Annotated in this window: 14 protein-coding genes; all 14 read left to right on the top strand. The window is 34.6% G+C overall.

Annotated elements, in window-relative coordinates; all coding sequences use genetic code 11:
* Positions 1-705 precede the first annotated feature (705 nt).
* The 14 genes from ACMW72_RS05675 to ptb all read left to right on the top strand — a co-directional run bounded on the left by ACMW72_RS05675 (position 706) and on the right by ptb (position 15,692).
* Positions 706-1,329 carry a hypothetical protein gene (locus ACMW72_RS05675; RefSeq protein ID WP_418367876.1) on the top strand — a complete coding sequence of 208 codons (624 nt, stop codon included), beginning with the start codon at positions 706-708 and terminating at the stop codon, positions 1,327-1,329.
* On the top strand, positions 1,310-3,190 hold the full coding sequence (dxs, locus tag ACMW72_RS05670) for a 1-deoxy-D-xylulose-5-phosphate synthase (protein WP_418367875.1): 1,881 nt from the start codon (positions 1,310-1,312) through the stop codon (positions 3,188-3,190). Before ACMW72_RS05675 ends, dxs begins: the two co-directional genes overlap by 20 nt.
* Positions 3,191-3,194: 4 nt before the next feature.
* A complete protein-coding gene (locus ACMW72_RS05665; protein ID WP_418367874.1) occupies positions 3,195-4,007 on the top strand; it encodes a TlyA family RNA methyltransferase in 813 nt (270 codons plus the stop codon).
* A 112-nt stretch (positions 4,008-4,119) separates the two neighbouring features.
* Positions 4,120-4,566, top strand: a complete 447-nt coding sequence (gene ahrC, locus ACMW72_RS05660) for a transcriptional regulator AhrC/ArgR (RefSeq protein ID WP_418367873.1) — start codon at positions 4,120-4,122, stop codon at positions 4,564-4,566.
* A 13-nt stretch (positions 4,567-4,579) separates the two neighbouring features.
* Positions 4,580-6,304, top strand: coding sequence for a DNA repair protein RecN (gene recN / locus ACMW72_RS05655; RefSeq protein ID WP_418367872.1), 1,725 nt, complete (start codon positions 4,580-4,582; stop codon positions 6,302-6,304).
* A 99-nt stretch (positions 6,305-6,403) separates the two neighbouring features.
* Positions 6,404-7,714: a SpoIVB peptidase gene (gene spoIVB / locus ACMW72_RS05650; protein WP_418367871.1), complete on the top strand. Its 1,311-nt coding sequence runs from the start codon at positions 6,404-6,406 to the stop codon at positions 7,712-7,714.
* A gap of 175 nt (positions 7,715-7,889) precedes the next feature.
* Positions 7,890-8,678, top strand: a complete 789-nt coding sequence (gene spo0A, locus ACMW72_RS05645) for a sporulation transcription factor Spo0A (RefSeq protein ID WP_418367870.1) — start codon at positions 7,890-7,892, stop codon at positions 8,676-8,678.
* Between the two features lie 13 nt (positions 8,679-8,691).
* The gene (locus ACMW72_RS05640; protein WP_418367869.1) at positions 8,692-9,414 is read left to right on the top strand and encodes a M15 family metallopeptidase; all 723 of its coding nucleotides are present in this window, start codon (positions 8,692-8,694) and stop codon (positions 9,412-9,414) included.
* Between the two features lie 138 nt (positions 9,415-9,552).
* Positions 9,553-10,707, top strand: a complete 1,155-nt coding sequence (steA, locus tag ACMW72_RS05635; protein WP_418367868.1) for a putative cytokinetic ring protein SteA — start codon at positions 9,553-9,555, stop codon at positions 10,705-10,707.
* Positions 10,708-10,719: 12 nt separating this feature from the next.
* Positions 10,720-11,382 carry a copper transporter gene (locus ACMW72_RS05630; protein WP_418367867.1) on the top strand — a complete coding sequence of 221 codons (663 nt, stop codon included), beginning with the start codon at positions 10,720-10,722 and terminating at the stop codon, positions 11,380-11,382.
* The gene (locus ACMW72_RS05625) at positions 11,372-12,067 is read left to right on the top strand and encodes a glycosyltransferase family 2 protein (RefSeq protein WP_418367866.1); all 696 of its coding nucleotides are present in this window, start codon (positions 11,372-11,374) and stop codon (positions 12,065-12,067) included. Before ACMW72_RS05630 ends, ACMW72_RS05625 begins: the two co-directional genes overlap by 11 nt.
* Positions 12,064-12,852 (top strand): hypothetical protein, encoded by a 789-nt coding sequence (locus tag ACMW72_RS05620; RefSeq protein WP_418367865.1) that lies wholly within the window; start codon positions 12,064-12,066, stop codon positions 12,850-12,852. The genes ACMW72_RS05625 and ACMW72_RS05620 overlap by 4 nt, the downstream gene beginning before the upstream one ends.
* A gap of 13 nt (positions 12,853-12,865) precedes the next feature.
* Complete coding sequence (locus tag ACMW72_RS05615) at positions 12,866-14,584, top strand: sigma 54-interacting transcriptional regulator (RefSeq protein WP_418367864.1); 1,719 nt, start codon at positions 12,866-12,868, stop codon at positions 14,582-14,584.
* 175 nt (positions 14,585-14,759) lie between these two features.
* Positions 14,760-15,692, top strand: a complete 933-nt coding sequence (ptb, locus tag ACMW72_RS05610) for a phosphate butyryltransferase (RefSeq protein ID WP_418367863.1) — start codon at positions 14,760-14,762, stop codon at positions 15,690-15,692.
* The last annotated feature ends 2 nt before the right edge of the window (positions 15,693-15,694 follow it).

Below are 15,694 nucleotides of genomic sequence, written 5' to 3'. Positions count from 1 at the left end.
ATTCTACCTATTACTTTTTTGTTCAAGATTTGACGAATATGGTATAATAAAATCTGCAATTGGAGTGGTGCAGTATTTCTAGTCAATCCTCCTATTCTGAAGGCGGGCCTAAAAATCTGCCAAAGGGCACATCGATGAAGTTCTTGGTGTTGGCTTCTGACGCCCAGTCAGGGGTCGATACTGGGAGTTAAGGTTAGAGGGCGATCCACAATGGCATGTGGGCGTTGACCCTCTTTCCGCGGAGGCCCAAGTGCGTAGGAAGAAGGCACTGTCCAACTTGTTATGGCTTGGGGTATGAACCTGCATGCGAGTTAAAACTTGTGTGCAGCGTAGCCTGCCTTGAGTGATATAGTTTGGGATTATAGGATAAGATGATATTTTTCTGGCCAAAAAAATCATCTTAAACTATATGAAATCTATATTGCAAAAGAGGCTAGGAATAGGGTACGGATTGTTGAGGAAAGCTCCTAGACTGTTCGAAAAGAGGCTCTTTAGGGATTAAAGTGTGGACTAAGTGGTAATCTAGTCCAATGGTTGGCAACACCATTGAGAAGGGCGTAAAGGGAAACCGCCTCTTTGGCGACAAAGAGGTGCCCCTTCTGGGAAAACCTACTAGACCTAAGCCACAGCATTTACCTAAAGAGTTACCACTCCATCATACATAATGAATGAAGGAAAAGATATTATTTTAGGGGTTATCTATAAATGAAATTTTCATTTAAAGACTCCGCCAAGTGGAGTTTTTTTATAGCTATTGTAACCTTGATACTTTCTTCCAGTTTTAGCATCGTTTCTACGTTTGCTTTAGCAGGCGTAAGTTTTGGTATTGGTATTCTTATTGTATTTGTAATTATCTTTATTGGTATTTTTTTTGATATGTTAGGTTTAGCTGCAGCTTCCGCGGAGGAAAAGCCATTTCATGCGATGGCTGCAGAAAGAATAAAAGGTGCTAAACAGGCGATTCGTATCGTACGTAATGCAGATAAGTTTTCTAATTTTTGTAATGATGTAATCGGCGACATAAGCGGGATCGTTAGTGGGACAGCTACTGCAGCCGTCGTTTTACATTTGATGTCAAATATTGGGATAAAGCAAAATACTTTCCTCTATTCACTTGTATCTGTCGCTTTTACCGCAACAGTTGCTGCATTAACCGTTGGAGGAAAGGCATTAGGTAAATCCTTTGCGATTACGAATTCAACCCAAATTATTCTTTTTGTGGGGAAATTTTTTTCTTTTCTAGAAGAAAAATTGCATATATTCATATTTAATGGAAATAAAAAAGGCAAACAGAAAGCGAGGGGGAATAATGGATTTAAGTCGAATTAAAGATCCCAAACAAATTAAACCCCTTACAATACCAGAATTGGAAAAATTAGCGGCAGATATTCGAGAATTCTTGATTCAAAAATTATCAGTAACAGGTGGGCATTTAGCATCAAACTTGGGTGTAGTCGAATTAACTCTTGCCCTTCATTATTTATTTGATAGTCCTAAAGATAAATTTATATGGGATGTTGGTCATCAAGTCTATGTACATAAAATATTAACGGGACGTGCGGCTCAATTTGATACGTTAAGACAATTTAAAGGGTTAAGCGGTTTTCCAAAACGGGCAGAAAGTGAACATGATATTTGGGAAACAGGTCATAGCAGTACTTCTTTATCAGCTGCAATAGGGATGGCTATTTCCCGGGATCTAAAAGGTGAGGAACATCGAGTCATTGCGATCATAGGCGATGGTGCAATGACAGGTGGAATGGCTTTAGAAGCATTAAATCATATCGGCCATGAACAAAGAAATATGATGATTATTCTGAATGATAATGAGATGTCCATAGCACCAAATGTGGGTGCTATACATAATTATTTGGGTAAGTTAAGAACGGATAATCGTTACAAAAAAGCAAAAGAAGAGCTGGAGTTATTATTGAAAAAAATTCCCGCAATAGGTGGAAAACTAGCAAAAACAGCAGAAAAAATAAAAGATAGCTTAAAATACCTTGTTTTAAATGGAATCCTCTTTGAAGAACTAGGACTGACTTATTTTGGACCAATTAATGGGCATGATTTTCATGACTTATTTACTGCACTAAAACAGGCAGATAAAACCCCAGGACCTGTATTAGTTCATGTAGTAACCAAAAAAGGGAAAGGATACAAACCTGCAGAATTAGATTCAGACAAGTTTCATGGAATAAGCCCATATAAAGTGGAATCTGGAGAAGTACTTAAGAAACCTTCCCCGCCAAGTTATACAGAAATTTTTGGCCGTACAATTGTAAAAATTGCCGACCAAGATAAAAAGATCGTAGCCATTACAGCAGCAATGCCAAGTGGGACCGGATTGACTTTATTTCAGGCGATGTATCCAAAACGCTTTTTTGATGTTGGAATTGCAGAACAACATGCAACAACGATGGCGGCAGGACTTGCCGTTGACGGTATGAAACCAGTAGTTGCCATTTATTCTACTTTTCTTCAACGAGCGTATGATCAATTAATCCATGATGTTACAAGGCAGAATCTTCATGTAACTTTTGCGATTGACCGAGCTGGGTTTGTTGGTGCAGATGGGGAAACACATCATGGTGTGTTTGATATTGCTTATTTACGTAGTTTGCCAAACATGACAATCATGATGCCAAAAGATGAAAATGAGTTACAACATATGATCTATACTGCAATCGAGTATTGTGATGGCCCTGTTGCTGTTCGTTATCCGAGAGGTAACGGACTGGGTGTAGACTTAGATGAGGAATTTCAAGTGATTCCCATTGGCAAATTTGAGATTGTTCATCCAGGGAAAAATGTAGCGATTTTAGCTGTAGGACCTATGGTGCATCTGGCTGAGGAGGCAGCTAAGAAACTTACCGAAATTGGGATTGAACCAATGGTGATCAATGCCCGATTTATTAAACCATTAGATGAAGAATTGCTATTACAATTAGCAGATAAAGGGATGGATATCCTAACGGTAGAAGAAGGTGTGCTAAAAGGCGGTTTTGGTAGCTCTATTTTAGAATTTTATTCGGAACATCAAAAAGAAATGCATGTTAAAATGATGGGAATACCCGATCGTTTTATCGAACAAGGAAGTATTCCAGAGCTACGGAAATTAGCTGGTTTAACTGCTGATCATATTGCAGAACAAGTAAAAAATATGATTTTTCAAAAACAAAGGACATAATACGATGGCAAAAAAAGAACGAATCGATCTTCTTTTAGTTGAAAAAGGGTTTTTTGATTCTAGAGAAAAAGCGAAACGTAGTATTATGGCTGGTTTAGTTAAAGTAGATGATCAAGTGATTGATAAACCAGGAACAAAAGTGGATGTAGAAGCAAAAATCGACGTAAAAAGAGAACTGCATCCATTTGTTTCAAGAGGTGGCCTAAAGTTATTAAAGGCCATTGAAACATTTCATTTGGATTTAACAGGAAAAGTGGTAATGGATATAGGTGCTTCTACAGGTGGATTTACAGATTGTGCATTACAACATGGAGCAAAAGAAGTTTATGCCATTGATGTTGGATATGGCCAACTTGCTTGGCAATTAAGGCAAGACCCTCGTGTCCATGTCATGGAAAGAACCAATTTTCGTTATCTAAAAAAAGAAGATTTGGTTTCCTCTCTGCCAAATTTCGCGACCATTGATGTATCGTTTATCTCTTTAAAAATCATATTCAATCATTTAAAAACCATACTCCTTCCAAATGGAGAAGTCGTTGCGTTAGTAAAACCCCAGTTTGAAGCAGGAAAAGAATTTGTGGGCAAAAATGGGATTATCAAAGACCCCAAGATTCACCAACAAGTTTTACGGAATATCATCTCATTTGCATTAGAAGCAGGGTATGATATTCAAGGGCTTACCTATTCACCGATCAAAGGTGGAGAAGGAAATATCGAGTTTTTAATGTATATGTTTTATAAAAAGAGTAAACATATAGTAGCCGATTATGAGGATATCATCATCAAGACTGTTCAGACTGCTCATATTGAACTTTAAGAAAACAATCCTAAGTAAGGATTGTTTTTCTTTCTTAATTATACATTTTTTTTCATATTAAATTCATGTATAATTATACAATAACATTAATTTCTCTTAGTGGAGGATTTGAATGAAAGGGAAAAGACATATTAAAATTCGCGAGATCATTGCAAATAAAGAGATTGAAACCCAAGATGAATTAGTAGAAGAACTTCGTATGGCGGGTTTTAATGTTACTCAAGCTACTGTCTCAAGAGACATAAAAGAACTTCATTTGGTGAAAGTACCATTACCAAATGGAAAGTATAAGTATTCTTTACCTGCTGATCAGCGTTTTAATCCTGAACAAAAATTAAAACGTATATTAATCGATAGTTTTGTTGGGTTAGATTATACAGACCACCTTATTGTATTAAAAACGCTACCAGGAAACGCCAATGCAGTAGGTATTTTAATTGATAATTTAGGTTGGGAACAAATCATGGGTACCATTTGTGGTGATGATACCTGTCTAATTATTTGCCGAACAAAAGAGGGGGCAGAAGAGGTCGCAAAAAAATTTTTAGCGATGTTATAAGTTGGTGAGGAGAATGTTACTTGAGTTAGTTATTCGTAATTTTGTGATTATTGATGAATTGAAAATAAGTTTTGACAAAGGGTTAAATATTTTAACTGGAGAAACAGGTGCTGGTAAGTCAATTATTTTTGACGCAATGCAATTAGTGACTGGAGGAAGAGGATCAACGGAATATATTCGGTATGAAACAGATAAAGCTGAAATCGAGGCTTTATTTGATCTTCCATCCAGCCACCCTGTTTTTGCGATTATTGAATCCCTTGGGCTAGAAGTACCGAGCGATCATCTAATCTTGTTAAAACGGGAGATTTTAAAAAACGGAAAAAGTATTTGTCGAGTAAATGGACATCTTGTTACTCTTTCGATGTTAAAAGAGATCGGCGAATGGTTAATTCAGTTTCATGGACAACATCAACAACAACATTTACTTTTTGAAGAAAAACAATTAGAAATGTTAGATGCTTATGGTCATAAGGCGATTCAATCATCGAAACAAGAATTTCAATCTTTATATCAAAAATATCAAAGTTTGGTAAAAGAGGTAAAACATTTAATTGATCATGAAAAGGAATTAACTCAACGCTTAGATTTGTTAAAATACCAAATTGACGAAATTACGCGCGCCAATTTGACATTAGGTGAAGATGAAGAATTAACGAAAAAACGAAATCAGATTCGTCATGCCGAAAAGATTGTAAAGGGGCTAACGGATACATTACGAATCTTATCGCAAGAAAACGGGGTTATTGATCTTTTATCTTATGTAACCTCTGTTCTTGATTCAATAAGCAATTATGATGCAAAAGTCGCAAAGATTAATGAACAATTACAAAGTTTTTACTATCAAATTGAAGATTTTGCAATGGAAATGAACCGGATCATTCAAGAATATGATTTTGATCCAAAGCAAATTGATTATATTGAAGAACGCTTATCAACGATTCATACATTGAAGAGAAAATATGGAGATACAGTTAAAGCCATCCTCGAATACGCTGCTTCCATTGAAGATGAAATTGAGCTTTTAGAACATAAAGACCATCATTTACAAAAATTGCAATCAGAACTCGCTGAAATTGAACAAGACCTTATCATTGAAGCTTTAGAACTCTCAAAAATTCGAAAATCTTTGGCAAAAACTTTATCAGATCAGATCGAAAATGAATTAAAAGATTTGCAAATGAAGAATGTAAAATTTAAAATTGAACTAACTTATCAAGAAGATCATCAAGGCATACAAGTAAACGATAAACGTTATTTTATATCTCAAAATGGTTTAGATAAAATTCAATTTCTTATTTCCCCAAATCCCGGAGAGCCTTTAAAGCCATTACATAAAATCGCTTCTGGTGGAGAATTATCACGGATTATGTTAGCAATACAAACCATTTTATCTCATCAAGATGCGATTACCACTTTAGTATTTGATGAAATTGATTCGGGTGTTAGTGGTCGTGCGGCTCAAGCGATTGCTGAGAAGTTATCATTCGTTGCAAAAAATAAACAAATTTTTGTCATTACCCATTTACCTCAAGTTGCTGTAATGGGAGATCATCATTATTTAATACAAAAGAAAGTCGTAAAAGACCTTACTTTTACTGAAATTGTTATGTTGAATGAGATGGAAAGAATAAATGAAATCGCAAGAATGTTAGGTGGAGTCGAAATCACTGAGATAACAAAAAAACATGCCAAAGAAATGCTGGATAAAGCAAAAGAATATAAACATGAAAAATGAAGAAAAAAGGAATGATTTAACGTCATAAAGACGATCTTTGAAGGACAACTTAAATATACAGAGAAAATGGAGGTGTATAGGCCCTAGGAGTGTGATGTAATGTCCCTAAACATGAAAAAGTGGTTAGGATTGTTTTTAACCTTTATTCTTGTATGTTTTTCTTTTACTCCCACTTATGAAGCATTAACTTCTTTCCCTAAAGAAATACGAATATTTCAGTCAGCCATAAAGCAATTCAAATTATCATTACCTTTATCAGTAAGTGTAAGCTCCACCCAACCTAATATTGTTGAGATTAATGGGCATAAGAATTCCTTTACCACTTCCTTAAACAATCCAATTACAATTAAACCAAATAAAATTGGAAAATCATCAGTTGAACTAAAGTTATTAGGAGTTATTCCTTTTAAAAAAGTCGATGTTCATGTATTAAAGGATATCAAAGTAATACCTGGGGGACAAACCATCGGTGTAAAATTAAAATCTGCAGGAATTATGGTCGTAGGGGAATATTCAATTCAAACGGAAGATGGCAAAACCATTTCCCCTGCTGAATTAGCAGGAATACGCATCGGGGATATCCTTTTGAAAATAAATGGCAAGTCTTTATCTAGTGTCAATGATGTATCTAATTACTTAAATAATTTAACAAAAAATACAAAAAGTATCGAATTAGAAATACAACGCGCAAAAGAAAGGATAAAACTAAAAATCAATCCTGTTTTTGATCCAAAATCACAGGCTTATCGCTTAGGATTATATATTCGTGATTCGGCTGCGGGAGTTGGTACTTTAACTTTTTATGATCCGAAAACAAACAAATATGGTGCTTTAGGTCATGTTATTACCGATATAGACACGCAAGAACCAATTATTGTAAAGGAAGGTAAAATATTATATTCTGATGTAACAGCGATTGAAAAGGGAAAAAATGGAAAACCAGGTGAAAAAAAGGCAACTTTTGTTAATGAAAACAACGTGATTGGGAACATTACCAAAAATACCCCATTTGGGATCTTCGGAGTTTTAAATCAAAAACCCATTCATGGATTGATTAATGAGCCGATTCCAATTGCTCTTTCGGAAGAAGTGAAAGAAGGACCTGCAGAAATATTAACAGTGATTGAAGACCAGAAAGTCGAGAGATTCAAAATTGAAATTACCAAAGTTGTTCAACAAAAATATCCTGCAACAAAAGGAATGGTTATTAAAGTAACAGATCAAAAACTAATTGAAAAAACAGGTGGTATCATTCAAGGGATGAGTGGAAGTCCCATTATCCAAGATGGTAAATTGGTTGGAGCTGTCACACATGTATTTGTCAATGACCCAACATCTGGTTATGGCTCTTATATTGAGTGGATGATTCAAGATGCAGAGATTGGCCAGCCCCGTCTTAAGGCAAGTTAGCCTTAAGACGTTTTTATATGCTTAAATAATAATGAATAAAGTTAAAAACACGAGAATACAAACGTATTACTAAAAAAATTTTAAATATTATGCAGGAAACTTAATTTGGTTGGCGAATAATTCAAAAAAAAAGTGAAATCGGAGCAATTGCTAAATTATAAAGGAGGAAATGAAATTGTCTAAGATAAAAGTATTAGTGGCTGACGATAACCGTGAGTTCGTTGATTTACTCAGGGAATACATGATGGAGCAAACAGATATGGAGATAATAGGGGTTGCTTATAATGGAAATGAGGTACTTGAGATCTTAGAAAAAGAAATTCCTGATGTTCTTATTTTGGACATCATTATGCCTCATTTAGACGGTTTAGGAGTTCTTGAAAAATTAAGGACAATGCAATTATTGAAACAACCCAAAATCATTATGTTAACAGCTTTTGGACAGGAAAATATTACCCAGAGAGCTGTTGAACTTGGAGCTTCTTATTATATACTTAAGCCTTTTGATATGGACGTAATGATCAACCGCATTCGTCAAGTCGTTGATCAACCACTTCCAAAATCATCACCTACAACCCATTACCAAAAGGCAATGAAAGTACCATCTTCTAAAAGTCTTGATGCTAGTATTACCAATTTAATTCATGAAATTGGTGTTCCAGCACATATAAAAGGATACCAATATTTACGTGAAGCCATTATGATGGTATATAACGATATCGAAATACTTGGATCAATTACAAAAATCCTTTATCCAAAGATTGCAGAAAAATTTAATACAACTCCTAGTCGAGTTGAACGGGCCATTCGCCATGCCATTGAAGTCGCTTGGAGTCGTGGAAACGTTGAAGCAATCAAAAATTTATTTGGGTATACGGTAAATATCAGTAAGGCAAAGCCAACGAACAGTGAGTTCATTGCAATGGTGGCTGATCGTCTAAGGTTACAAAATCGTGTAAGTTAAGAGGAAGATGACCATGCAAAAATGGCTAAAAACAGTCATTATTTTTTTCTTTTTTTTTCTGTTATTTTTATTATCAACTGGTACGAAATCTATGCCTGATTTAAGGCAAGCAAATAACAAGATTGTACAAGAACCAAATCAAAATGAAATAAAACAAAAACAAAATAAAGACAACCAATATTTAATTTTAGTGAATAAACATCATTCTTTACCTGCAAATTATGTTCCTAATGATTTAGTCGTACCGAATGTTCCTTTTTCATTTAATGGAAATCTACCAAAAAAGTTAATGAGAAAAGAAGCAGCTCATGCATTAGAACAACTTTTTCAAGCAGCAAAAAAGGAAAATCTTGCTTTATACGCTCAATCAGGATATCGTTCTTATGAAAAACAAAAAGCGATTTTTACATATAATGCGAATCAAAAAGGAGAAGAAAAAGCCAATCAAACGAGCGCTTACCCTGGACAAAGTGAACATCAAACTGGATTAGCGATGGATCTGACAAGTAGTCGGATTTATTTCCAATTAAATGAAAGCTTTGCAAAAACTCCTGAAGGAAAATGGGTTGCAAAACATGCTCATGAATTCGGCTTTATCATTCGTTATCCAAAAGGAAAAGAGGAAATCACGGGATACCAATACGAACCATGGCATATTCGTTATGTGGGTAAAAAAGCAGCAGAAGAAATTTTCAAAAAACAACTTACATTAGAAGAATATTTAAGAAGAAAGTGACACATAAAAGGTTTGTATATTCCAAAAGTATTGGAGTATACAAACCATTTTTATTTTTGGTAAAAAATGTATATTTAAGAATGGGGATTTTTAAACTGGTGAATAATAACAATTAGGAAAAATAAAAGGAATGATTTTATGTTTTTTCCTAAAATGAAAAAATCGATTAAAGGAAATTATGTAATCGATAAAAAAACAAAACATTTATTAAGAAAAATTCGTCCGAATGAGATTGCAGTTATTAATCACTTAGATCTTGATGAAATCGCTTCAGTTGGGCTAATCGAAAAAAAAGTAAAAGCCATCATTAATTTTTCTCCTTCCTTCTCAGGTCGTTATCCTACTTTTGGATTAAAAAAAATTTTAGAGGCAAAAATTCCCGTTTTTGATGTAAAAAATAAATTTCATCTTTTTTCAAACATTTCAGATGGAAAAGTTGAGATCGACATCGTTAATCATTTGGCTTTTTTTGAGTCATATAATAAAAGATTTAATATTGAACTTGAGCCATGGACGATGCAAAAATGGCAGGATTTGTTTCGAAAAGCTAGACAAAATCTTGAGAATGAATTGAGTCGTTTCATTGATAATACCTTAGAATATGCGTTTAAAGAGAAGGATTTTGTTCTAAAACCACTAAAAATTCCTTCATTAAAGACAGAGATCAAAGGCAAACATGTGGTTGTTGTCGTAAGAGGTACTCATTATCGCGAAGACCTTTCTGCAATACAAGCATATATTGAAGATATGAAACCTGTATTAATTGGCGTTGATGGTGGAGCGGATGCATTACTTGAATATGGATTAACCCCAGATATTATTATCGGTGATATGGATAGCGTATCCGATCAAGCGCTTTTTTCTGGAGCAGAAATTCTCGTTCACGCATACCCGAATGGTTTTGCTCCTGGATTAGATCGGATTTATAATCTGGGCTTGGAAGCAAAGATTATTCCTTCTCAAGGAACCAGTGAAGATGTGGCGATGTTATTAGCGTATGAAAAACAGGCAGAAATTATTGTGGCTTTAGGAACCCATTCCCATATGGTGGAATTTCTTGAAAAGGGGCGTAGGGGAATGGCAAGTACTATATTGGTTAGAATGAAAATTGGAACCAAACTCGTTGACGCCAAAGGTGTTAACCAGCTATATCATCCCAAAATTCGATGGAAGTCTCTCTCTTTTATCGGCTTAGCAGCAACAACACCAATATTGGCGATAAGTATGATTAATCAAGACATGGTTTATTTGCTTCAAATGATGTGGATTAATATTAAAATGTTGTTTATGTAGGTGAATAAATTGATGACAAACCGTTATTACACAACAACAATCATCGCAATATTTTTATCTTTAAGTTTGGGAATCTTAATTGGGGGAACCTTAGGTCAACAATGGATATTACAAAATCAACAAAAAGTCGTTTCCTATTACCAAACAGAAGTAAGAAAATTAAGGGAAACGAACAAGGAATATTTACAAAGACAAAAAAGATTGGAAACGGAATTAGAAGAAGAAAAAGAAGAGATTAGAGAACTATTTCAAAATAGTGTGATAAATCTGATTGAGGGAAAAAGAGTGCTATGGATCGAAAATCAGAAAGAAGATGAATTTAAGAACCTAAAAGAAGCTGTAAACATAGCAGGTGGTATAAACGATCAAATTAAAAATGATACGACGGTATTTCGAACTTTAACAGTACAAGAAACGAAACAAAATGAGAATCCTTATGATGTGATTATTTATATTCCAAACGAAAAAGAAGTTTTAAACCTAGATGATCTTTCTAGAATATCTTCTACGATTCCTATTATCATTCTTGTAAATTCGGAAAAAACAATGACAAAGAAAATGGATTCAACAGGTAAGATGTATTATCAAAGCATTTGTAATACTTCTGTAAATGATCAATATAAATTCTTAATCTTTTTAAAGAATTTGTTAGAGGGGTATAAAGATGGAAAGTAAATTCGTTTCCATTATCATTCCAGCTTTTAATGAAGAAGATTATATCGAAAAAACGATTCACTCTGCCATGAAATTACCTTATTTAAAAGAAGTCATCGTTGTCGATGATGGAAGTAGAGATCATACGAAAAAGATTTTATCCCTTTTAAAACCACTTTATAAGGAACTTCGTGTTTTTTCTTTAAATCATAATCAAGGCAAAGGTCAAGCATTGATGTATGGGGTCAAGCAAGCAAATGGAGAAATTCTTGTATTCTTAGATGCAGACTTAGGGGAATCGATAAGCTATGCGACGAAATTAATTGATCCTGTGTTGCAACAAAATGCAGATATGACGATCGCGATTTTCCCAATGTCGAAGAAAAAGGGTGGCTTTGGTATAGTAAAGAAATTGGCTCAACAAGGAATCTACCTTGCTACTGGCTTTAAAACTAAGGCTCCACTTTCTGGACAAAGAGCAATGAAACGGGAAGTATTGACCAATATTCACGGTTTAGATAAAGGGTTTGGTATCGAAGTAGGATTAACGATTGACGTTTTAAAACGAGGGTTTCACATTCAAGAAATTAAAATTCCCTTTTCTCATCGTGAAACAGGAAGGGACTTACAGGGATTTATCCATCGAGGAAGGGAATTCATCGATGTTTTTAAAACTTTAATAAAAAAATGGAGAATGAGTGAATGATCACATTATTATCTACAATGATTGCAATGTTTTTATTTCCCATCTATACTTTTCTCTTAAAAAGATTCAATAAAGTGCAAGCCAATTACAAAAATGAACAGATACCCATTAGTTTTGGCTTATTTATTCTTTTTTCCGAGTGGTTGATGATGGTACTTCTTATCAAGAAGGAAATCTTTTATTTTTGGGCTTTATTTTTCATTACGATGATTGGTACCTATGATGATTTTTATGGAGATAAAAAGATTAAAGGTTTTAAAGGGCATTTTTCTGCTTTTTGTAAAGGTGTAATTACATCAGGATTTGTTAAGGCAATAGGTGGAGGGATCGTTGCTTTTCTTCTTTCTCTTCAATTGGCAGTAAACCCTATCGAGATAACAAGTAATGCTTTATTAATCGTACTGATGCAAAATACAATGAACCTTTTTGATTTGCGGCCAGGTAGAGCCATAAAACTCTATCTTTTTCTCTTTCTATTATTGGAAATACTAAATCCGCTTTTTTTTCAAAATGAACTTCCTCTCATCCAAATTGGCATTCTATTTGTCGTGTTCTTTTATGATATCCGTGCTAAAATAATGCTGGGAGATAGTGGAGCGAATCTATTAGGTTTTCAATTAGGAATATGGTATAGCCTCCTCATGCCATTATATGGAAAGTTATTTTTAATATTTTTATTATTTGGTATCAATTTATATAGTGAACGACATTCGATTAGCCAATTCATCGATCAACATAAATGGTTAAAAGCGATTGATCGGTTAGGCCAGAAAGGAATTGGATAGAGGGTGTAAAAAGATGAATGAACTTAAAGCGATTTTAAACTCCACCCACGATGGCATTATCGCCGTCAATAAAGAAGGAATGATTACTGTATTCAATAGAGCAGCAGAAAAATTGTTTAAAATTGAGGCAAATCAGGTGATTGGCAAACCAGTTGAAAAGTCGATTCCCAATACTCGTTTACATATCATTTTAAAAACGGGAAAAGAGGAATTAAATCAAGAACAACAATTAAATGAGAAGATTCGAATAATTACGAATCGAGTCCCTATTTTTGATGAAAATGGCAACGTAGTAGGAGCTGTTGCTGTATTTCGAGATATAAGTGAAATCCTTGAACTTACTGAACAGATTTCGGATTTAAAATCGATTCGTAGCATGTTAGAGGCAATTATTAATTCTTCAAATGATGCCATTTCTGTAGTTGATGAACATGGGAAAGGATTAATGATTAATCCCGCATATACAAAATTAACAGGTTTAACACCAGAAGACGTTATTGGTAAGCCGGCTGATGTGGATATCTATGAGGGAGAAAGTATGCATATGCAGGTTTTACGTACACGAAAAGCGGTTCGTGGTGTTCACCTAAAAGTAGGTACAAAGCGGAGAGATGTTGTTGTCAATGTTGCGCCTGTGATTGTGGATGGGGAATTAAAAGGAAGTGTCGGGATTATCCATGATATGTCAGAGATTAAAAAATTAACCGAGGAGCTAGAAAATGCGAGAAGAATCATCCGCAACCTTGAGGCAAAATATACGTTTGATGACATTATTGGAAAAAGTAGCGAAATGATGGTTGCAATTGAAACGGCGAAAAAGGCAGCGTCAACTCATGCAACAGTACTTATAAGAGGGGAATCGGGGACGGGAAAAGAGTTATTTGCTCATGCGATTCATAATGCAAGTGATCGTAAATTCCACCAGTTTGTACGTGTAAATTGTGCCGCAATTAGTGACAATCTTCTTGAAAGTGAACTTTTTGGATATGAAGAGGGCGCTTTTACTGGGGCCAAAAAAGGAGGGAAAAAAGGTTATTTTGAAGTAGCTAGTGGAGGGACAATTTTTTTAGATGAAATTGGCGAACTAGATCTAAGCACACAGGCCAAATTATTACGTGTTCTTCAAGAGAAAGAGATTGTTCGGGTTGGTGGAACAAAGCCGATTCCTGTTGATGTTAGAATCATCGCTGCAACCAATGTAGACTTAGAAAAAGCAATAAAGAGAGGAAAATTTCGTGAGGATTTATACTATCGTTTAAATGTACTTCCAATTATAATCCCATCTTTACGGGAAAGAAAGTCTGATATTCCTTTTTTGGTGAATCATTTATTAAAGAAATTAAATATGGATTATGGAAGAAATATAGATCGTGTTTCGTTGGATGTTCTGCAAATTTTTTTGGAATATTCATGGCCTGGAAATGTTCGGGAACTTGAAAATGTATTAGGGCGGTCTATGATTAACATGCGCTATAATGAAACGATTATCGAAGCTCATCATCTACCTCCATTAGGTAAAGGGAATCGATTATTACTAAAACAGGAACAAGGGTTTGATTTATTACCTGGTGAATCGATGGTTTCTTTAAATGAATTGGTTGAGAGAACGGAGAAAAGTTATATTGAACAGGTATTAAAAAAAGCGAAAGGAAACAAAACAAAGGCAGCTAAATGGTTAGGTATATCCGTTCGCAATCTCTATTATAAAATGGAAAAGTATGGATTAGATTGATAATCTGCAAATTTTAGCTTGCAATTACTTGCATAGCTCTGCAATAAATTGCAGTTTTTTTTTTCTTTCTTTATATTTATAAAAAGTTAATACGCTTACAAAAGTAAGTTGGCATGATTATTGCTATTAGTATAATATGCGCAAAGGAGAATAAGTATTTGGAGAAGGTGATGCAGTGAAATCTTTTCAAGAAATGTTAAGAAAGATTAATCGGGAAAAAGTGCCAGAAATCGCGGTTGCTGTTGCAGAAGATACAGAAATATTGCAAGCAGTAAAAGAAGCAATGGATTTAGGAATTGCTAGATTTCATCTCGTTGGTAATCAAGAGAAAATAAAAGCATTACTGAGTGAATTGATGATTGATGAGAATCAAGTAAAAGTGACACATGAAGAAGACCCTTTACAGGCTTCATTAAAAGCAGTCACTTTGGTGAGTCAAGATAAAGCTGAAATTATTATGAAAGGGATCGTACCTACAGCAACCATCTTAAAAGCCGTTTTAGACAAAGAAATTGGACTTCGTACTTCTCGAATGATGAGCCACATTGCCGTCTTTGAATTAGAACAATATCCGAAATTACTTATCGTAACTGATGCAGCGATGAATATTGCACCGAAATTAGAACAAAAAATTCAAATTGTGGAAAATGCTATTCAATTTGCCCATTCAATTGGCATTTCGCTACCAAAAGTTGCACTTATTGCAGCGATTGAAACGATTAATCTAAATATGGAAACAACAACAGATGCTGCAATCCTTGCTAAAATGGCAGATCGAGGGCAAATCAAAGGTGCAGTCATCGATGGACCATTAGCCTTAGATAATGCGATTTCATTCGAAGCAGCTAGACATAAAGGAATTATGAGTCAAGTGGCAGGAGATGCAGATATTTTATTTGTTCCCAATCTTGAAGTGGGAAATGTCTTATATAAATCTCTTGTTTATTTCGCAAAGGCAAAAGTCGGTGCAATCGTTGTAGGAGCTAAGGCTCCAGTTGTATTAACATCAAGAGCTGATTCACATGAAGCAAAGCTTTTATCCATTGGTTTAGCTGTATTATCGGTACAAAATAAAAATAAGATAGCTGGATCGGATAGGGAGGAGTAAAT

This window comes from Tepidibacillus sp. LV47 (assembly GCF_048381575.1).
Taxonomy (GTDB): Bacteria; Bacillota; Bacilli; order Tepidibacillales; family Tepidibacillaceae; genus Tepidibacillus.
Note: the sequence above shows the minus strand (reverse complement) of the source record. Positions and strands in the feature narration are given on the sequence as shown.